The 20623-nt window shown below is 47.0% G+C and carries 18 protein-coding genes; all 18 read right to left on the bottom strand.

Annotation, left to right across the window (positions count from 1 at the left end):
* Positions 1-62: 62 nt before the first annotated feature.
* On the bottom strand, positions 63-290 hold the full coding sequence (locus tag VN379_RS06410; RefSeq protein ID WP_325531984.1) for a 4Fe-4S dicluster domain-containing protein: 228 nt from the start codon (positions 288-290) through the stop codon (positions 63-65).
* Complete coding sequence (locus VN379_RS06405) at positions 290-2140, bottom strand: fumarate reductase/succinate dehydrogenase flavoprotein subunit (protein ID WP_325531982.1); 1851 nt, start codon at positions 2138-2140, stop codon at positions 290-292. Before VN379_RS06405 ends, VN379_RS06410 begins: the two co-directional genes overlap by 1 nt.
* 21 nt (positions 2141-2161) lie before the next feature.
* Positions 2162-2935, bottom strand: coding sequence for an ABC transporter ATP-binding protein (locus VN379_RS06400; protein ID WP_325531980.1), 774 nt, complete (start codon positions 2933-2935; stop codon positions 2162-2164).
* Positions 2936-2938: 3 nt separating this feature from the next.
* Positions 2939-3733 (bottom strand): ABC transporter permease, encoded by a 795-nt coding sequence (locus tag VN379_RS06395; protein ID WP_325531978.1) that lies wholly within the window; start codon positions 3731-3733, stop codon positions 2939-2941.
* A 10-nt stretch (positions 3734-3743) separates the two neighbouring features.
* Positions 3744-4859 (bottom strand): ABC transporter substrate-binding protein, encoded by a 1116-nt coding sequence (locus VN379_RS06390; protein WP_325531976.1) that lies wholly within the window; start codon positions 4857-4859, stop codon positions 3744-3746.
* Positions 4860-5056: 197 nt separating this feature from the next.
* Positions 5057-5413: a Na-translocating system protein MpsC family protein gene (locus tag VN379_RS06385; protein ID WP_325531974.1), complete on the bottom strand. Its 357-nt coding sequence runs from the start codon at positions 5411-5413 to the stop codon at positions 5057-5059.
* A gap of 192 nt (positions 5414-5605) precedes the next feature.
* A complete protein-coding gene (gene hpsH / locus VN379_RS06380) occupies positions 5606-6535 on the bottom strand; it encodes a (2S)-3-sulfopropanediol dehydratase activating enzyme (RefSeq protein ID WP_325531972.1) in 930 nt (309 codons plus the stop codon).
* An 8-nt stretch (positions 6536-6543) separates the two neighbouring features.
* Positions 6544-9018: a (2S)-3-sulfopropanediol dehydratase gene (hpsG, locus tag VN379_RS06375; protein ID WP_325531970.1), complete on the bottom strand. Its 2475-nt coding sequence runs from the start codon at positions 9016-9018 to the stop codon at positions 6544-6546.
* 228 nt (positions 9019-9246) lie between these two features.
* Complete coding sequence (larE, locus tag VN379_RS06370; RefSeq protein WP_325531968.1) at positions 9247-10074, bottom strand: ATP-dependent sacrificial sulfur transferase LarE; 828 nt, start codon at positions 10072-10074, stop codon at positions 9247-9249.
* 23 nt (positions 10075-10097) lie between these two features.
* Positions 10098-10874, bottom strand: a complete 777-nt coding sequence (locus VN379_RS06365) for an ABC transporter ATP-binding protein (RefSeq protein ID WP_325531966.1) — start codon at positions 10872-10874, stop codon at positions 10098-10100.
* Between the two features lie 13 nt (positions 10875-10887).
* On the bottom strand, positions 10888-11649 hold the full coding sequence (locus VN379_RS06360; protein WP_325531964.1) for an ABC transporter permease: 762 nt from the start codon (positions 11647-11649) through the stop codon (positions 10888-10890).
* 7 nt (positions 11650-11656) lie between these two features.
* A complete protein-coding gene (locus VN379_RS06355) occupies positions 11657-12661 on the bottom strand; it encodes an ABC transporter substrate-binding protein (protein WP_325531962.1) in 1005 nt (334 codons plus the stop codon).
* Positions 12662-12676: 15 nt separating this feature from the next.
* Complete coding sequence (gene cooS, locus VN379_RS06350; protein ID WP_325531960.1) at positions 12677-14608, bottom strand: anaerobic carbon-monoxide dehydrogenase catalytic subunit; 1932 nt, start codon at positions 14606-14608, stop codon at positions 12677-12679.
* A 166-nt stretch (positions 14609-14774) separates the two neighbouring features.
* A complete protein-coding gene (locus VN379_RS06345) occupies positions 14775-15896 on the bottom strand; it encodes a trans-sulfuration enzyme family protein (protein ID WP_325531958.1) in 1122 nt (373 codons plus the stop codon).
* 23 nt (positions 15897-15919) lie between these two features.
* A complete protein-coding gene (locus tag VN379_RS06340; RefSeq protein ID WP_325531955.1) occupies positions 15920-16756 on the bottom strand; it encodes a MetQ/NlpA family ABC transporter substrate-binding protein in 837 nt (278 codons plus the stop codon).
* A gap of 28 nt (positions 16757-16784) precedes the next feature.
* Entirely contained in the window at positions 16785-17615 is an 831-nt protein-coding gene (locus VN379_RS06335) for a 4Fe-4S dicluster domain-containing protein (RefSeq protein WP_325531952.1), read from the bottom strand.
* A gap of 113 nt (positions 17616-17728) precedes the next feature.
* Positions 17729-19015 carry a homocysteine synthase gene (locus VN379_RS06330; RefSeq protein WP_325531950.1) on the bottom strand — a complete coding sequence of 429 codons (1287 nt, stop codon included), beginning with the start codon at positions 19013-19015 and terminating at the stop codon, positions 17729-17731.
* Between the two features lie 175 nt (positions 19016-19190).
* Positions 19191-20498 carry an ankyrin repeat domain-containing protein gene (locus VN379_RS06325; RefSeq protein WP_325531948.1) on the bottom strand — a complete coding sequence of 436 codons (1308 nt, stop codon included), beginning with the start codon at positions 20496-20498 and terminating at the stop codon, positions 19191-19193.
* Between the last annotated feature and the right edge of the window lie 125 nt (positions 20499-20623).

Here is a 20623-nt window from a genome sequence, read left to right as displayed (position 1 = left end):
CCTTTAAATGGCTGTCAATGTGAATAATTACCAGAAGAGGGGATAAAACTTCTCTGAAAACTCTATTTAATAAGATAGGGAACCTCCTTCAGTGTAATCGCTTTATGCGGGCAAACAAACGAGCAAATGTCACAATACCAGCAGTCATCCCGATATTTCATAAACGGCACACCCTCGTCGCCTTTTCGCAAAACGTCACGGGGGCAATAGTCAATGCACAAACCGCAGGCGCTACATTTTTCCCCACTAAAGTCAAGCCATTGATACTGTTTTCCTTCTTTGCAGCTCATTAGTTTACGCCTCCTTTTCCAGGAACAAACCGGGTCGGAATCTCAAAACCCTCTCTTTGCACCTTTTCCTCAATCCACGGGTCTCTTACTTTATTAGGCGGGTGCTTATACCCGGTACCGATATTAAGATGTAAAGACGGGTATTCATAATCCAGCCTGGCCGGAAAAGTCCACCGGGGGCTGGGTACTGCTTGTTGCGAGGGCGTCATTTTCCCTGAAGCTTTATCCTTATTTAATACTACCCACTTATTATCCCAGTCTGGGTCCCGCTTGGGATATGCCAGGCGGTAATGACCCAGCCCCCATCTGCTTTCGGTCCGGTACAGCGATGCTCTTGCCGCCATTTCCGCACAATCGATAATGCTCTGCACCTCGGTTACTTTGATTAAATCATGATAATCATTGACCTTTATGCGAGGCAGATCCTCTTGGCGAATCCGCTCAATCCACCATAATAGCTTGGTCATCAGCGGGTCACTCTTAGGGGGCGTTAGATATTGGCTTATCTTAGAACGAATCTTATACTCAACTTGCTCCACTGGGATGCCTTCTTCCAGTTCCAGCGGCCGTACAATCTCTTTTATCAGTTGATTTACATCTACATCCACCTGTGGCGCCTTATGCGTTTTCGCAAACTCGGCCGCACGCTCGCCAGCAATACTGCCAAACACGAAAGCCCCTGTAAGGTACTGATGCGGAACTGCCGCGCAATCACCGGCAGCATACAGGCCGGGCACGTTAGTCTCCGTATGCTTATTTACCTGTATTCCTGACATGCTATGGCCACTGCATAGTGTTATTTCTTCCATACCTTGCTCAACAGAGTCCCACCGTCTGTAGTTTTCGCTCCGCTGGATATGGAAGAGCCCCCGTGAGGTACGTTCAGTCCCCCATAGAATTTTCTCCAAACCTTGAATCGTTTCTTCAGGCAGATGATCCATTTTCAGATAAACAGGTCCTCTTCCCTCCTGGAATTCCCGCCAGACTGCCAGGAACATATCTCCTGACCAGTATCCATGCGTCCAGTATTTCTCTCCTAATGCATTTACACCATAGCCACCTCTTGGTATGACAACATAACCGCACGCAGGGCCATTATAGTCTTTCATCAATAGGTTGGTCTGAAAACATTCCAGATTTATCAATTTAGCACCTGCATGGTATGCCATGGCATATCCCTCGCCGGTATTACCGGGGAATTCGTACAAACCACTGAGATAGCCGTCCCGCGGCAGACCAAACTTACCCACAGCACCTGCAGTCAAGATGACTGTCGGTGTATTAATTACATAAAAGTCACCTGTGCGAATATTAAAGGCAATCAGAGCCGACACCCGGTTGTCAGTAGTCAACAAACGTACGGCAGGCGTAAAATCAAGTACCTGCACCCCCAGATCCCGGACCCGTTTTGCTAACGCCCGCTTGATATCCTCCCCGTCCATGGCCAGGTACAAGGGATGTTCAGTAGGGTGTAAAAAGCTGGCTTTATAATTACCGTTTTCATCAATCGGGAACAAATCACCAGGCTCGCGATTGGTATATTCCTCAAGATCCTTAATCACCTGCAGGCTCTTTTCACCAAGCACATAGGCACATTCCTGGTCTAATATCCCCTCTGTGACCTTAGTCAGCGCCTCCACTACATTTTCGGGTGTTCCATAGCCGGGAACAGCTACAATATTCAGAGCATCCATCCCTCTGCCAATCGCGCCCGAGGTCTCTATCGGGCCTTTATCGAGAATAAGGACTTTGGCCTCAGGGTTTTTACTTTTAGCCTTAATTGCCGCAATAGTGCCTGCACTGCCACCGCCAATAATACTTACGTCAGCCGAGATAAAATGTACTGCCATTCCTATTCCTCCTATTTTTTCTTATATGGCATATTCTAAAGAAGTTTCAGTGACTAGTGAAAATTCCCTAAAAACATGATCGCGGATTTTATTAAAATCATAGTCTGTCCTGTTGCGGGGTTTTGGCAACTGAACGTTAACGATAGAGTTTACTTTACCAGGATTGGGTGTCATAATTACTACCCTATCGCCAAGATAAATAGCCTCGTCAATATCATGGGTTACAAAAATCACTGTTGGGCTATTCTGCTCGCAGATGCTGGTAACCTCAAGCTGAAGCTGCATCCGGGTAAAAGCATCCAAAGCCCCGAACGGTTCATCCATCAATAGAATCTTAGGCTCAAGAACAAGGGCGCGGGCGATTGCCACCCTTTGCTGCATACCTCCGGATAACTGGTGAGGATACACATTGGCGTAGTCACAGAGACTTACCATGTTTACATATTCAAGGGCCTTAGCCCGGGCCGCTTTAGCCGGTACTTTTTTTAAATCCAAGCCAAATTGAACATTTTCAACAACTGTTCGCCATGGAAATAACGCATAATCCTGAAAAACAATAGCGCGGTCGCTGCCTGGTGCAGTAATCCTCTGACCATCAATCTCCACCCAGCCGGCGCTTGGCTGTTCGAGGCCGGCAATAATCTTCAGCAGTGTGCTTTTGCCACAACCAGACGGCCCCAGTAAACAAAGAAATTCATGATCGTCTACGCTGAGACTTACGTCATTTAAGGCAACAACCTCTCTGTCTTTTTGCAGAGTAAATGATTTTCGAACATCGTGTACCAGGATTGCCATGGTCTAACCCCCAATCTCTTCACGCCATTTTAACAAGCTTCTTTCAATTATCTTGGTTAGCTCAAAACACACTGTCCCCATTGCGCCAATGGTAATCATCCCGATAATGGTCTCCGCATACGCCATCAGCGTATAGGAAGTCCAGGTATAATAACCAATTCCGTATTTCCCGGAAATCATTTCGGCTGCAATTACACTCATCCAGGATACTCCGATGCCGATTGTGAAACCAGTGAATATATTGGGGGTGATCCCCGGTAAGTAAATATACCTTAAAAGTTGTAACCTAGTAGCATTCATACTCTTGGCCGCAATAATTAAGGATGGGTTGACGCTGGCCACGCCGGCAATCGTATTGACGAGAATGGGGAAAAAAGCGCCAAGAAAAGTAATAAAGATGATACTGCCCTCCACCGAGGGGAAAACTAATATGGCTACCGGTATCCAGGATATTTGGGGAATGGGGCGCAGCATGTCAAAGATTGACAGCAACAAATCCTCAGCAAGCCTTGACAGTCCAATTAGCAGCCCGAAAAACACAGCCAGTGGCAAGGCCAGTAAGCTACCGGCGATGATTCTCCCGAAACTCACCAAGATATGATAGTAGTATACCGGTTTCTGAGAAACTGTAATAAAGGTTTCCAAAACCTCTGCCGGCGAAGGGAGATTGCCAAACATTAGCGGCGACATGACATTATTGCCAACCAGAACCTGCCATATGCCGATAAAAACAGTAATAGCTATTATCCTTCTGATTGCCCTGACCATTTTGTATTGAAAAGTAGCCGGGTCTGACATATCACCACCCCTATTTTAACGGAATCCAATCACTTTTCAGTTCAGCGTCGGTAGGATATTGGTAGCCTAACTCCTTAAAAGCGGCTTTTACATACTGGTCGTCAACAAACTTGTTCAAATCGATATTCTTGAGTTTTTCAAGCTTTTTCAGGAAATCCCGGCTGCCCGCCAGCGTTGTTATGTCTTTTGTGTATATGGCTGCATCAAATCTGATATTTTGAACAACCTTTTGGGTTACATCAAGCGGATACTGAGTTTCCTCATGAAAGATTCGTGCCGCTTCCTCTGGATTCTCTCTAATGAATTTGTGCGAATCAATCAATGCCTTTAAAAAAGCAACTGCATAGCCCTGATTATTTTCCACCCAGGTGCGATCAGCCACAACCCCGTCTAGATAGTCCACATTAGTTTCACTGCCATCAAGCAAAACATCACCGATACCTTTCGTTTGAATCAGGCTGGGGTAGGGCTCCCAGGTAGCATGGGCTGTGATTTTGTTTTGTTCGATATTGCTCATGCCCACGGTTACGTCCTGATTAACAATTGTTACATCGTTAGTTAGGCCATATTTATCCAGAGCGACCAGCAGCATCCGGTGCGCACTAGATCCAAGAATTGTCGAAATTGTTTTACCTTTCAGGTCTTCTATTTTAGTGTTGCTGCCTTTAGGGATTAAGATGGCCTGGTTCTTACCACCCGCACCTTTGCCGTCAAAAGCAAGGAACACTGATTTGTAATTGCGCGATGTCTGTCCTTGCTCGCCATTAATTAATATGGGCATGTCTCCCATGAGTGCCAGTTGCAATTTGCCTGCAATCATATTATTCGTCAGCGGGGGACCTGAGGGTGAATTGAACCATTCAATCTCAAACACCTTATCTGGATACTTTTCCTGCAGATACTTTTCATAGAGTTTTTTATTTTTAATAATTAACGCGCCCCAGGTTTGAGCGGTTGGTGCCTGATATCCGATTCCTATTTTTACAACTTCTTTTGGGGATTGCGGCGTCTCTGTCGCACTTCCCGCTGTACTGCCCGGTTTTTTCCCCGAGCACCCTGCGATTAACAGGTTTGCTGTAATAAACATAATCAGCAAGCATCCCATAAACATCTTTTTCCCTAACATACAATCCCTCCTCAAATTACTTAGTAGTAAAACGTCTTTCCGGCCCCTTCACCCCCTGACAGACTACCCACTGCAGTCAGACTCACCTCCTTCTTAGCACAATATAAAAAAGAACAGACGGCTACCAAAAGGTAGTTATCTGTTCTTTGTTAAGAAGCATAACTATTTATTAAAGGATTTTTGCCTTTATCAGGCTTTTAATCCAGATAAATTGTCCAGCATGACAAGTTTTCTTCGGATAGCCAACTTGGGAAGAAATACTTTATCCTCCGCTTAAGTACCCGGTAAATAATCTCCTCAATATCTTTAACACATTGCAGAATATATACTCTACGATAGTCAATAACCTTATCCCAATGGCCTGACTGGATTATTAACTCCTCCGCTTTTGTTAGGAAACCATACTGCACACAAATAAGAATACCCTCAGTGATGCGCACTTCGGTTTTACTTGGCCCTTTACCAATTCGCTCTTTAGCGAACTTGGCGATCTCCCGCTCCAGCAGTTGCTCTTTCTGATTAATTGTTAGTTCAAGCTGTTTTGTGACATTCAATCTGTGTACACCTCTCAATCCCCCAGGGGCGCAGGCACAGCCTTATAGATTAGTATACCTGTTAAAAAATGAAAAAGGCCGGAAGAGTCGGTACTATACTACCAACTGCTTCGGCCTTCAGTTTTTTCTAATCAGCCTAGCTAAATATTGCCCTAATATTACCATATCGCACCAGCAGTGTCAATGGTAATATCAGGATTTAAGGGGGTTGTCATAAACAGTTTTTACCGTGTTCAGCCGCTCAAGCTGCTCCTTCGTTAAGCTTATATTACCCAGAGGATAGTTTCTTCCCAGATATTCGTATTTTTGCTGTCCTAAACGGTGATATGGCAACAACTCATAACTAATATTGGGCCTTTGCTTAATAAAATTTGTTATGGCTGCAATATCTTCCTCAGAATCATTAAAGCCGGGAATTACAGGTGTTCTGACAAGGATAGACAAGCTGGGAAAGGCCTCTGTCACCTTGACGAAATTCTCAAGGATAATATCGTTGGCTAGCTGGGTTTGCTCACGATGCCTATCCGAACCCAGACATTTTATATCATAGATAAGCGTGTTCAAATACTTGCTTGCCTGTTCCAACGCCGGCCACTCAGCATAACCGCTGGTTTCCATCGCGGTATTTATCCGCCTGCGTTTGGCTTCCTGCAAGAGGGCAATTGTAAAATCAGGCTGCATTAAAGGCTCCCCGCCACTAATTGTCAGGCCTCCTTCCGATCTGGAGAAAAATGCCTGATCTTGTTCTACCACTGCCAGAATAGCCTCAACACTCATGCGCTGCCCGAAAACGCTTAACGCAGTTGAGGGACACACACCGGCACAGCGGAAACATTTTCTGCAGGCAGCCCTGACAACCACAGGTTTACTATCCGCTCCTGCCTGCAGTGCATTATTAGGGCAAACCTGCAGACACCGGCCACAGGCAGCAATACCAATACACTTACTCAGGTTGTAAGCAAGCTCAGGATTACGCTCCTGGGATTCGGGGTTGCTGCACCAGTTGCACCGCAGCGGGCAGCCTTTTAGAAACACAGTTGTTCTGATCCCCGGCCCATCATGTACCGAGAATTGCTGGATATTAAAAACATAACCAGAGCGTTTGTCCTGGGGTTCCATCATATACCCTCCTACAAACTATGCTCAGTCCTGGCAATAACATCATTTTGCAGATCAGGCGAAAGGTCGGTAAAATAAGCACTATAACCCGCAACCCGCACCAGCAGATTCCGGTATTTCTCCGGCTCTTTTTGCGCGGCAAGCAAGGTTTGCTTATTGATAATATTAAATTGCAGATGCCAGAGTTTTAGGTCACACCAGCTCCTGATAAAAGACGTAATTTTGCTTGTTCCTGCTTCGCCCTGCACGCATGCCGGGCTTAATTTGATATTCAGCAGCCTTGATGCCCGTTCTTTAAAGCCCATATTCTTGGAGCGCGCGTTAGACATCAGCACCGCGGTTGGTCCTTTAGTATCTGCGCCATGGGAAGCCGAAGACCCGTCAGAAAGAGCTGCACCCGCTTTTCTGCCATTTGCCGTAGCACCAACAACTTTTCCAAAGGGAACATGGGAGGTAACCGGTACATACCGCACATCAAGGCTGGCACCAATTGCCTGGGAGTATTTATGGGTAAACTCAAGGGCGGCTAAATCGATATTCTTGGCTATCGAATCGGCATAAGGATCATTATTACCATACCTGGGAGCGTTTAATAGTAATTGCCTGGTAGCCTCATAGCCCTGAAAGTCACTCTCCAGTGCCGCTAACAGCTCAACAAGGGTTAGTTTCTTATCTTCATAGACCAGCTTCTTAATGGCTGCCAGCGAATCGACTACCGTACCATAGCCGATAATATCAAAGTAGCCCAGGTCAATGCCACCCTCGATGTTTGCTGAATGAAGATCCTTGTAATTTTTCAGGCATTGTTCATGTAAGGCTGAGCCCAGTGGTGCGGCAAAGTGTTTTTCCCGCAGCTTATTAACGATATACTGTTGTTTAAAAGCCTGTTTGAGTAAATAGGTCTGCTGGGTAATATACGCCTGCCACAATTCATCCCAGGCCCCGAAACTTCCCGGATTACCTGTTTCAACAGTTAACAGTTCATCACCGTACAGTTTCATTTTGCCATTGTTCAGGACCAACTCCAGGGCTGCTGCGATATTAACATATGCGCACGGACTGGTATACGTATCCCGGTTTGGCATTCTAACCTCAGTGCACCCTGAGACTGCGTAGGTATTGGCCTCTTTAAAAGTAGCGCCCTTAGCAACAAGCAGCGGAATAACCTCTTCATCATTGATCAGCTTCGGGAAACCGGAACCCTCTTTTACCGTCTCTGCTACCTCATAGAGATAACGCTCTGGTGAACGGGCGTGAACCCGGGCGGCCAGGTCAGGATAGTTGATTGGGAATTCCCGTTTCGATTCCAGCAGCAAATAGGTTAGTTCATTCGTAGCATCATCGCCATTCTCATCCTGACCACCGATAGTGACGGCTTCCCAGTGAGCATAGGCCTCATTAAAGCAGGCACCTGCCGGGCTGACATACAGATCAATATACTGCGCCATACCTACCCACATACACTCTAGCAGTTCTTTTGCCCCTTCACGGTCTATCCGGCCATTACTTATATCTTTGCTGTAAAACGGGTAGAGATATTGGTCCATTCTGCCGTTAGAGATGGTGGCACCGGTCTTTTGTTCTAACCGGGAAAACATTTGCACAAACCATTGGGCCTGGACGGCTTCATAAAAGGTACGTGGTGCGTTCTCAGGCACCCACTCACAAATTTGGGCTATTTGCCGCAGCTCTTCTTTTCTCCTTGCATCTGTTTCTTTTTCAGCAAGCCCGGCGGCCAGCCTCGCGTGACGCTTCGCCCAGATAATAATAGCGTCGGAAACCAGGACGATGGCTTCAAGAAAAGGGGCCTTTTCCAGGGAGTCCTTCGGGTCAAACAGGTCAAGCGCCGCCAGCTGGCTTTGGGCCTCCTGTCTGATCACTTTAAAGCCCTTTTTTAGTACTTTCTCATAGTCATGGACCCATTGCAATGCGGAGCGCATCGTTGCTGTTTCATTCACAATATACCTGGACTTAGACAGATCGGCAGGGTCATAGGTTACTCGTAAAACATCTGGCGGCAGTGAGTTGGCAAGACTGTCATAAAAGGTTTTATCTTGCCAGTAAGGCGCCAGCACCTGTTCAATATACTGGCTATCTGCCTCAGAAATCTGAAACGGCGATTCTACCCGGCTGGATAGTTCCGTGATTCTATCCAAAAAGCAGCCATCCAGTTCCGGATAAATAACGCCATACCTGCCCGGGCACCCGGCTCTGCCGGCTAACAGCTGATCATCATCGATATAAACGGTGATATTCTCAGCAATATGCTTAAGCGCCCTGGCCCAGCGCAGAATTAACGGCTGCCCCTCGGTTTCTTTAAAGGAATCGGTAAAAAACCGGGCCCGCTCTATGTCGATCTTAGGCTGGGCGCCTTTAAAGGAATTAAAGATCTTATACGGCCTTTCCCTCTCACTAGCTTTGCAATTACCGATAAGTTCTTCACTTAGCCTTTGTTCCTGTGGTGATAAAACAGTAGCTACTGCCATAGTTATCCCCCTCCTTGTTTTCACAATACGGATTAAAATAAAAAAAGGCTAAGTGCGGGTTTAATACCGCCCTTAGCCTTCAGATTTCTGATCAGCTATTACTTAACTATGTATTATTGTGCTTCTGGTTTGCCGAAATACTACTTTCGTTCATTCTATCACTCGGCAATACGCCCGTCAATACCTTAACAAGGCTAACAGTTAATCAATTGAGGCACAAAGTCTTTCTCATTCTTTGTTCTTCAAATTCAAAACAGCATTCATACTGCCAGTACGATAGCCGGACAAGTCAAGCGTAACATAGGTAAACCCTAATTTACGCAGTTCTTCGTTAATTAATGTCGCCTTTTCAGGATCGGCTAACAGGGGAATATCAGCCGGGGAAACCTCAATCCGAGCCAGGTTGTCATGGTGTCTGACCCGAACTTGTCCACTACAGAATTGTTTAATAAAAGCCTCGGCTAGTTCAATCTGTTTAAGCCGTTCTGCTGTAATCGGCAAACCGTAGGCTACCCGCGAGGAAAGACAGGCGGCACTGGGTTTGTTCCAGGTAGGCACGCCCCATTCACGGGACAAAGTCCGGATTTCATCCTTGGTTAGACCCGCTTCCAGCAAGGGGCTGCGAACGCCGGCCAGTTCATCAACAGCTCGCATGCCAGGCCGGTAATCTGATTGATCGTCGGCGTTTGAGCCTTCTAAGACCCAGGCTATCGCCTGCTCATCTGCCCATAGCCGTAAAGCATCAAACCGCTCTTTTTTACAATAATAGCAGCGATCAGGGGTATTGGCCACAAAATCCTCGCTAACCAGCTCGCTGATATGTAAGAGAACATGGCGAATGCCAATCTGCTGGGCAATAGTGATTGCCTCCTGGCGCTCAGACTCTGGCAGCGTTTCTGAATACGCAGTTACGGCCACTGCTTTATCACCTAACGCCCGCTGAGCCGCTGCTGCCAAAAAGCTGCTGTCAACCCCGCCGGAGAACGCTACAATCACTGTTTCCATCTCTTTTAACATTTGTGTCAGATTGTTCAATTTTTCGGTAAGCTGCACCATAGTCCCTCCTATATAGCTAATACTTAAATACTATAGTCACTACTGACGGCATGAACTAACTCAAATTCCTGGAAAACCTGCTGGCGATAGGCAACAAGACCTGCGTCACCCCGGTTGCACGGCCTTGGCAGCTTAATATCAATAATTCGCTGTATCCGCCCCGGATTAGGGGTCATAATAGCAAGCCGTTGGGCCAGGTACACAGCCTCATCAATATCATGGGTGACAAATATAATCGTAGGTTTCTTTTCTGCCCAAATCCTTAGTACCTCATCCTGAAGCCTGTAGCGGGTAAACGCATCCAGGGCAGCAAAAGGTTCATCCATAAAAATGATGTCAGGCTCGACCGCCAGTGCTCTGGCGATAGCCACCCGCTGCTTCATCCCACCGGAAAGCTGCCCAGGAAAACTCCTGGAAAACTGAGATAAACCCACTAATTCCAGATATTCTTCCGCCTTTTCTTTCGCTGCCTTCTTATTCATTCCCTTGGCCTCAAGGCCAAAAACAACATTGCCCAGAACATTCCGCCATGGAAACAGCCCATAGTCCTGGAATATAGTAATATGCTTGGGGTCAGGACGGCTGACAGGCAGGCCGTCAATCGTCAGGGTACCCTGTGTGGGTTTCTCAAATCCTGCCATTAGGTTCATTAGGGTTGTCTTACCGCAACCGCTTGGTCCAAGCAGGCATAAGAACTCGCCAGCCGCTATCTCCAGATTAACATCGACAAGTACATCAAGTGATTCTCCCTGTGTATCCTGAAAGCTTTTACATAAGTTATTTATTTCGATCTTTGCCAAGTTATCACCTCTTTTAGCCTACTCCCCATTTTCGGTTAATCTCTTTTTCCGCCCAGCCAATCATTGTATTAATGAGAAGTCCAAGAAGGCCGACAACCAGCATACCGCCCATAATCCAGTCTGTCCGCAGAAAGTTACGGGAATCAACGATTAAGTACCCAAGCCCGGATTGGGCGCCCAGCATCTCGCCAGCCACCAAATGAATCCAGGCAACACCAATGGCAATGTTCAGCCCAATCATGATATAGGGAAAGGCTGCGGGGATAACGATTTTTGTAAACAGCATGGTTCTACTAACACCAAAATTCTGGGCTACTTTTAAATAGACAGGATCAACTTTCCTTACAGCACTAATGGTTGACAACAAAATAGGAAAAAGGGCTGATAAGAAAATGATAAAGATCGCCGGGGCATTGCCAACACCAAACCATAACACGGCCAGCGGAAACCAGGCAATCGGAGAAATTGGCCGCAGGATTTGCAGGATGGGTCCCAGTGCCTGGAGTGAATAGGTATGCCATCCCAGGAATAGTCCGAGCGGAACGGCAACAAGCAGCGCCAGGCTGTATGAGATAGTAAATCTAATTAAGCTTACCTGGATATGTTCCCACAATACACCGGTTTCAGCCAATTCTTTTAACCCGGCAAAAACTTTCATGGGTCCTGGTAACTGTTCAGGCGTATAAAAGCCGGCAACAGCCTGCCATAGTCCGAGGAAAGCGGCAATAGCCAGCCACGGCAAAACGGCAGTTCTGTTCAGGGTCTTTGTCTGCATAATCAGGTCACACCCCAAAAGCCTTTTTGGCAAACCGGTCATCGATATATTGGGCTAAATCAATTTTGTCTTTGGTAATCCCAAATTGAACCAAATAATCCTGGGTGGCAGTAAAGTCTTTCATATCTGGAACAAGGTTATCAAAGGTGATCCTGCCTTTAGGGTTTGTCAGCACATGCTCAATGACTTCCTGCTTTTGCCCCAGATATTTAAGTGACAATTTTGCCGCTTCCTGAGGATTGCCGTCAATAAACTTAGCTGCTTTAGCCAAGCCGCCTACCAATTCCTCAACAGCCTCAGGGTTTTTCTGAATTAATTCTTCCTGAACGTTAAGGACGCAGCAGATATGGTCATGCCAAATATCTTTGCTTAGAACCAGAACTTTACCGACTTTTTGCATCTCGGCTTGTCCGCCAAAAGGTTCGGCAACAATAAAGGCGTCAATTTTACCGGTAGACAGGGCGTTAACCATCTCAGGCGGTGACATGTCCAGGAATTTTACATCAGTGTTAGGATTAATGCCTTTTTCAGTCAGCAGTTTCTGTATGAGAATATTATGGGTGGAGAACTTGCTGGGGATCGCAATTGTCTTGCCTTTTAAGTCCTCGATACGGTTAAGTTCAGGAACATTTTTAGCTGTCAATACCGAGCCATTACGGTGACCTAAGAATACGGCCTTAACCGGCACACCCTTTTGCCGCAGGCTCATACCAATAGGAGTTAATGCAAAAGCACCCTGAATTGCGCCCCCTTTGAGGGCCTCTGCCAGTTCTGCCCAGCCTGAAAACTTAACAGGCTCCAGTGCAAATTGGCGGAACTCGGTCTGACCATGGGCAATCATCGTCAGATGGTCGGTGATAGGCAAGTAGCCCACTTTTATTGTTGGTTTAGTTTTAGACGGTGTGGAATTTGCCCCGGTCTGCCCGCTGCTGCCGCATCCAGCCAGGCTTATACCACCAGCAAGGCCCACTGCCATGAAGACACTTTTCTTTATAAAATCTCTCCGGTTCATTGTATACCCCCTAAATTATTGGCCATCCCAGCCTAATTGATTTCGTCTGTGCTCAAGATCCTCGACAATCTTCTGACCCAATCCTTGGGGATCGGTTACTACTACCATTACAGAACCAAGCAAATCCTGAGTATCTTTGCCAAAGAAATTGGCTACTTTATCAGAACCCTGTACTGGAGCCTGGATGCAATGGTAAGAGTTTAAACCCATTAACCGGAAGCTCAAGGCTGCTCCCACACCTTTTTCATTTGACCATTCCGGGCTGGCAAAAGCAACCGGCATGCGGGTGAGTGGTTGTCCACTCTTGTCGGCAAGTGCCCTAAACAGGCCGGAAGCCCTGGCGTTATCAAGACATTCTCCCATATGCCACACTGGTGGCAGTTTTTGGGCACCTAACACCTCGTTAAGTCCGGGTCCAGCTTTAGCCAATGCTTTTTGACTACAATACCCCAGCTTTAACAGCGGGAATGAGGCACAGCCATTAGTAAGAACAATGATATCATTGGCAAGCAAAATGTCAGCTACCTGGAGGATAGCCTGCTCGTAAACAACCTTAGGGTTGTTACAGCCGACAAGATTAACAATGCCTTTAATTTTACCGCTTTTAATCAAAGCTGCCAGCTCGTCCAGACTGCCAAATGCCTGGGTTATATTTTCCACCGAGAAGCCAACCTCAGCCTCGATACTGACTTCAGGGATGTATACATTCTCTTTCTGCCGCGCGGGGTAATTCCGGATAGCAAGTCTAACAATGTCTTTGGCTTGATCGAGTATCTGATCCATATTAGAATGCTGATGATCAAAGGCCATGTGAATAGCCCCCGGCAGACGGCAGGAATCGCTGGTTGTAATTACTTTGGTATGGAAGCAGGCGGCTACATCCATAATGGCCGGGTAGATATCCTGCAAATCAGCTACCCACGCATCAAGTGCCCCTGTACCCATAATAAGCTCAGCCCCAAGCGAGTTGCTCAAAGGATGAACCTCACCATAGCGGTACAGCGAGGATAATCCGGAGCAGCAGATGCCATAGAGACGGATGCCGGCAGCGCCCGCTGCTTTAGCCAGATCAACAAGCTCCTGATCCCGGCTGGCCTGGACCAAAGCCGAAGGCAGCACCGGTGAGTGACCATGCAAAGCAATATTAACATACTCCTCTTTAATAGAAGCAAAGTTTGTCTCGATTTGGCTGCGTTTGGGTGGTCCGTAGAGACAGTCGGCGGCAATCGAAGGACCGACCACACTGTTCCAGGAAAAAGCCAGTCCACAGCGCAGCAGTTGTTTCATCAGGTTTTCCCAGTCGCCATCGGTGCCTGTTCCGGTACGGTGTAAGGCTTCAAATACCTCATGATAGGAGCTGATAGGAATAATATCGAGTTTGGACCAGGTCTCCACCCGCTCAGGCGGGGCCATAGCGGTAATGGTCCGGTGGGTAGCCGGCACGGCACGGGACATGTCTTCAAGCAGCAGGTCGGCAAGCTGTTCGGCCAACTCAGCCACTGTTTTATCCTCTTGATAGATCCCAAACGCTTTGGCTGTTGCCAAAACCTTCTCCGGTCCTAACAGTGGCAGAGCTAACTCTCCGCTGGCCGCTTTTTTAAGCGTTAACAATACTTCCCGCCCCCGGGCACCATGTGCTGCCACACCGGCAGCCACCCAGCGCAATATGTTGCGGGCGACCATTACGTGGGCATCAGCACCACAAACGCCCTTGGGACTTTTTTCAGTTATCCTGCATGGCCCCATATTACAAATCCGGCAGCATGTGCCTGCCAAACCAAATGAGCAATGTGGTTTTTGGGCATCAAATCTGTCAAAGGCGGTAGGAATACCGGCTTTATCTAAATGATTAAGCATAGCCCTGACACCTGGGTCAGGTGTTTGTTCAATCACCTGCTGTTTAGACGGAAAGGTTTTACGATACTCATTAATGGCGTCAAAACTCATATTTACCCCCTATAACTTGTGCTGCTTTACCTTAGAAGAAAAGCCCCTTCAACAAAGAAAGGAGCCCTTATGATAAATAGTCGCTATGTAGTTACCAGTACAAATAGTAACACTAGTTATATAGCCTGTCAATACATACTCAATACTTTCTCAATATTGTCATTTCCTATATCAGGGCCTGCTCTAAATCGGCTATTAGATCATCTACATTCTCCAATCCGACTGAAAAACGCAGCAGATTATCGGGCGTAAAACTTCCCGGTCCCTCGATGGACGCCCGGTGTTCTATCAAACTTTCTACCCCGCCTAAACTGGTGGCCCGTGATATTATCCTCAGTTTCCCGGTCAATTCCAGCGCCTTCTCTTTGCCGCCATGCACCTGAAAAGATAACATACTGCCAAATCCACTCATTTGCCTGGCTGCAATCTCATGCCCCTGATGACTGCTAAGACCGGGGTAATACACTTTCTCAACCTGAGGGTGCTGCTCCAGGAAGCTGGCGATTTTGGAAGCACTCTCTGACTGATTCATTACCCGGCAGTGTATGGTCTGCGTCCCACGCAGCACCAGCCAACAGTCAAAGGGGGCCGGGACTGCACCGCCAATTCGTTGAATCATTCTGATCCTCTGGAAAAACTCATCGTCATGCTTGCTGACAAGGGCGCCGCCCAGAACATCACTGTGCCCGCCAAAATACTTGGAGGTTGAGTGGATGACCAAATCGGCTCCTAACTCCAATGGCCGCTGTAAAACCGGGGTGGCCCACGTGTTATCGCAGGCACATACTGCCCCGGCACGATGAGCAATCGCCGAAACTGCCGCAATGTCGGTGATCTTCAAGGTAGGATTTGAGGGAGTCTCCAGGAACACGAGCTTGGTATTCTCTTTAATGCCTGCTTCCACCGCGGCAGTATCTGTCATATCTACAAACGTTACCTGGAGGCCCCAGGGAACAAAGATATCTTTGAGCATATGGACTGTGCCATGATATAGGTCTGTGGAGGACAGTACATGGTCGCCAGGCTTTAGGGCCTGGAGCAGCGTCATAATTGCCGCCAGACCGGAAGAAAACGCAGCCGCGCTTTCACCGTTTTCCAAACCGGCAAGACACTTTTCTAACGCATCCCGGTTCGGGTTTGAAAGACGGCTGTAAATATAACCACGTGGATAACTGCCATCAGCCTCGCGCTCAAATGTTGTTGTTAAATAGATCGGTGGTGAAACCGCACCAGTTGATTTCTCCAGTTCATGCCCTAAATGAATAGCCTTTGTTGCAAAATCCATCATATACTCCCTTCATTTCTTCGACACTACCACGTGATAGCAACAGACCCGCTGTATTTTTCATCAACATATTTCTTAACTTCATCTGAGTGGTAGGCTTTTATGAGTTTTTGGAACACCGGATTATCTTTATTCACAGTACGTACCACAAGCAAGTTGGCATAGGGGGAATTAGGATCTTCGATGGCAATAGCGTCGCGTTTAGGTACTAAACCGGCTACCATAGCATAATTAGTGTTTATAGCTGCGATATCTACGTCATCCATCGAGCGAGGGATCTGGGCTGCATCAATTTCTTTAACCTTTATGTTTTTCGGGTTTTCTACAATATCTTTGGCAGTTGCGGTGATGCCGACGTTAGGTTTAAGTTTAATAACACCATTCTTCTCCAGAATGCTAAGAGCCCTGGCTCCATTTGTAGGATCATTGGGAATGGCAATTGACGCACCTTGTTGCAAGTCGTTGATGTTTTTCACCTTTTTAGAATAAATACCCATGGGGAAAATAATTGTTTTAGCAATAGACACTATTTCATACTTGCGGTCTTTAATTTGATTGTCAAGCCATGGCTGGTGCTGATAACTGTTAATATCAATATCGCCCTGATTAAGCGCAATGTTAGGCTGCATATAGTCGTTGAACTCGACAATCTGGATATTGAGACCATCTTTTTCAGCGACTTTCTTTACAACCTCCATAATCTCGGCATGCGGACCAGCCGTCACACCCACCTTAATCGGCTTGTCGCTGCCAGTGCCTTTACCGGCCGCAGGTGCGGCCTGCTGACTGCCGCAACCGGCAGTGACAACCACCATTACTATCAGTATCAGGATTCGTGCTATACGCTGCGAAAACCTTTTCATGATACACCCACCTTTATTAAATTATTTTCTAATAGATCCTATCACCTTTTGAACCGTATTTACGGACATGAACCAAATTCCGGTAGCGGGGATCCTCAGGATTCTCAGCAATGGCGCCTGGTTCATCCAGATATACCTTGCCACCGGTGCTTTGATATAGCTTCCGGTCTTGTCCTACCGGACACACCTTAATACATATGCCGCAAGGATACCGGTGCTCTTCCCGGAGTAAACTATGATGCCTGGCACAGGCTTCTTTATCCATAGCAGCAATGATATTGTCTTCCCGGGTTGTGAAGGCCTGCGACGGACATAGCCGCTGACACAACCAGCACTGTATGCATAAGTCTTTAGTAATCACCGGATCGCCCGGCAGCAGGGCGGCGGTAAATACAGACACATACCTGATCCGCGGGCCGTATTCAGGATTAAGTAATGTATGGTTGTAGCCAATCGTCCCCAGGCCGGCATATTTAGCGGCAAAAACATGGCTAAATGCGGCATTTGGATTATCTACCAGAACTTTAATATCCCCATAGGCGTCCCGGGGAAAGAATGTGGCGGCATGCCCTTGCCGGTTTAGATACATAGCAAGCCGGTAGCCAATCTCATCTAATAACCGGTTACTTGTATTGTATAACTCGCTGTAATATATAGATGGGGTTGTCTCCAGTATTGGCAAGAGCATCGGGACACCAATAACAATAACCGTTTTGGCCTGCGGCCAGATGGCGTCCGGCCGGAAATCATTCTGCACCTCGTTAAACTCTGCCCATCTGGCAACAGGGGCAAAGCCTACGAAACCGGCCCCTAAACTTTGGGCATGTTCAATAATCTTTTCTTTAACGGTCTCCATCATGTTCCCCTCTCAAGTAAAAGAAAAAGGCTAAGGACGCTCTGGGAAAGCGAACTTAGCCTTCAGTTTCACTGACAAGCTAATCGTTAACTAGCTCGAATCCTATCATAACGATATTACTTAACTGCTGAAAAAGCCTGCTCAAGATCGCCGATTATATCAAGCACATCTTCAATGCCGACCGACAGGCGCACCATGTCATCCGATACACCGGCTGCGGTCAGCTGTTCGGCAGTCAGCTGGGAGTGTGTTGTGCTGGCAGGGTGAATAACCAGTGACTTAGAGTCACCGACATTAGCCAGGAGCGAGAATAATTTAAGGCTGTTAATAAACGTTCTGCCAGCCTCTAAGCCGCCTTTGATACCAAACGTCAGGATAGCACCGGCACCTTTAGGCAGGTATTTCCGGGCCAGTTTGTGATCCGGGTGATTTTCGAGCCCAGGGTAGCTGACCCAGGAAACAAGCTCATGCTTAGCCAGGTATTCGGCTACAGTTTGCGCGTTTTGGCTGTGACGCTCCATTCTCAGATGCAGTGTTTCCAGTCCCTGCAGAAATGCAAAACTATTGAACGGACTGACGCAACCGCCTAAGTCCCGCAGGACTTGTACACGAAGACGGATAATAAAGGCCAGTGGGCCTAAGGCGGCGGTATAACTTAAATCATGATAGCTCGGGTCCGGCTCAGACAGTAGTGGGAATTTGCCATTAGCCCAATTAAATTTGCCGCTGTCTATAACAACGCCACCCATTGAGGTGCCATGACCGCCAATGAATTTAGTTGCTGAGTGGATAACAATATCAGCACCAAAGTCAATTGGGCGGCAAAGATATGGGGTAGCAAAAGTACTATCGATAATAAGTGGTATGCCATTATTGTGAGCAATTGCTGCAACGCTTTCAATATCTAAAACATCAATCTTCGGATTACCAATCGTCTCGGCGTAAAGTGCCTTAGTTTTCGGGGTAATTGCCTTGGCAAAGTTTGCCGGGTCGCTGGGGTCAACAAAAGTAACTTTGATACCCAGTCGTGGCAGTGTGTAAGCGAACATGTTATATGTACCACCATACAAAGTAGACGAACTAACAATTTCATCGCCGGCCTGGGCAATATTGAAAATAGCCGCGCTAATGGCCGCATGTCCGGAGGAAAAAGCCAGGGCTCCCACACCGCCTTCAAGGGCAGCAATCCGCTTCTCAAATACATCGGTGGTCGGATTCATAAGCCGGGTATAGATATTGCCAAACTCTTTAAGGCCAAACAGGTTTGCAGCATGGTCGGCATCGCGGAAATTGTAGGAAGTAGTTTGATAGATCGGTACTGCCCGGGAGCCGGTAGTGGGATCAGGCTCTTGCCCGCCGTGAACAGCCAACGTGTTAAATTTCAGGTTTTCAGGTAACGCCATTTTTTTGACCTCCTATAATTATATAAGTTTTTCTGAGCATAATAAAAAGCCCAAAAAATCGCTCATTAGAGCAATTCCTGGGCCTTTAGTCTGTCTAATCAGCCTGAATGGAACTTGTAATGTTGTAACACGATATTATCATATCACTAACAATGCTGTCAATAAAAACCGGCATTTAGAAGAGGAAAATACTCCTGATTTTCATATTGTCAGGCAGCGAATTCGTGTCCCCGCCGTTTAGCCAGACTACCGGCACGGCTTCAGCACTAATATCCAGCTCGTAGCGCATTCTACTGCTTTGCGCCACAGCATATAGCGAATCAGTATACTCAATTGAGCTGATACCACCACCCTGCCTTAGGTCTCCTAATGTAGCCTCTACACCTATACCGCCTGCGGTCTTATAGCGTTTGTCAAAAAGGCGAATAGCCGTAATTATTTGCTCCTGTCCATCCTTAACCTGCGCAACAAAAGCTGTCAGTGACGGCAGCCCGGTGCCCTGGTCATTAATTTTCAGGACCTTATACGTTCTACCACCAAAGTATTCTTCCCCGGCAAAAACAGCCTGTGTTCCAAACCGCTGGTACAAACTCTCTACCGAGTCACCAACTTTAATGCTGCCCGCATAACCGGCCGCCAGAACAAATTCTCCCGGTGGTGCAGCAGCTGCGATTGTTGGCTTTACAGAGCCTGCTCTGCTGGCCGGAGCCGATACATTTTTGGCTATCTGCGGCATCTGCTTAGCCGCATCAGGGTTTTGCTTTTTGTCAGTTTGTTTGGCTGCAGGCGCAACCTTCTCCAAAACTTCTTTAAGGTCTTGCACTCCGGCTTTTACAAGAATGTCAAGCACTTTACGATCATTTCTGCTTTTGGCCATAGTGATTATATTGTTTCCCTGGGCATCGCTGACAGTAATATTAGCTCCCTTTTGCAGCAAGGCAGCGACCACATCGGCATGACTATTCCAAACAGCTTTCATAAGCGGGGTCTGTCCATCTTTATCACGAACATTGATGTCAGCGCCTTTGTCTGCCAATTGCCGCACAACAGCAGTCCGCCCATAAGCAGCTGCAGCATGTAGTGGGGTAAAGCCGTCGTTTTTTCGATAGGAGTCAAGCGGCATTCCGGCCTCAATGAATAGCGCTGCAATCTCTTTTTCGCCACGTCCGGCATATTTAACAAAATCGTCTACAGTAAAATTCACTCCCCTGCGCCCAAGCTGATTCTCCGGCAAGTTAGCAGCTTCAAACTGGGCCTGGCTATTAATAATGCCATAATAAGCACCTAAACCAACAACAACTGGCAAAAGAATTAGTGCAAGATAGATCAGGTAACTAACCTTAATTCTATCTGCAACCGCATCCAGAGCGGACTTTGTTTTGGTCAAGCCCCCGGCAAAGTTAGGCCCAGCCAGAACAGGTAGCTTAACCGCTTTAACTGCATTTGTTAACGCATTCACTTTAGCCTTAATATCAACCGCCATTTGCTTACACTCCACAGGTAATTTTTGCTATTTATATATTCGCTTTAGTGATGTATTTCTCCTTTTATCGACATTCTTATTGAAAAATAAAGGATTTTTAAAAAAACTACCGAACTTGATATGAC

Origin of the sequence: Sporomusa sp. (genome assembly GCF_035561255.1) — a bacterium.
In the GTDB taxonomy this organism is placed as follows: domain Bacteria; phylum Bacillota; class Negativicutes; order Sporomusales; family Sporomusaceae; genus Sporomusa.
This window is presented reverse-complemented; position numbering and strand designations above follow the sequence as displayed.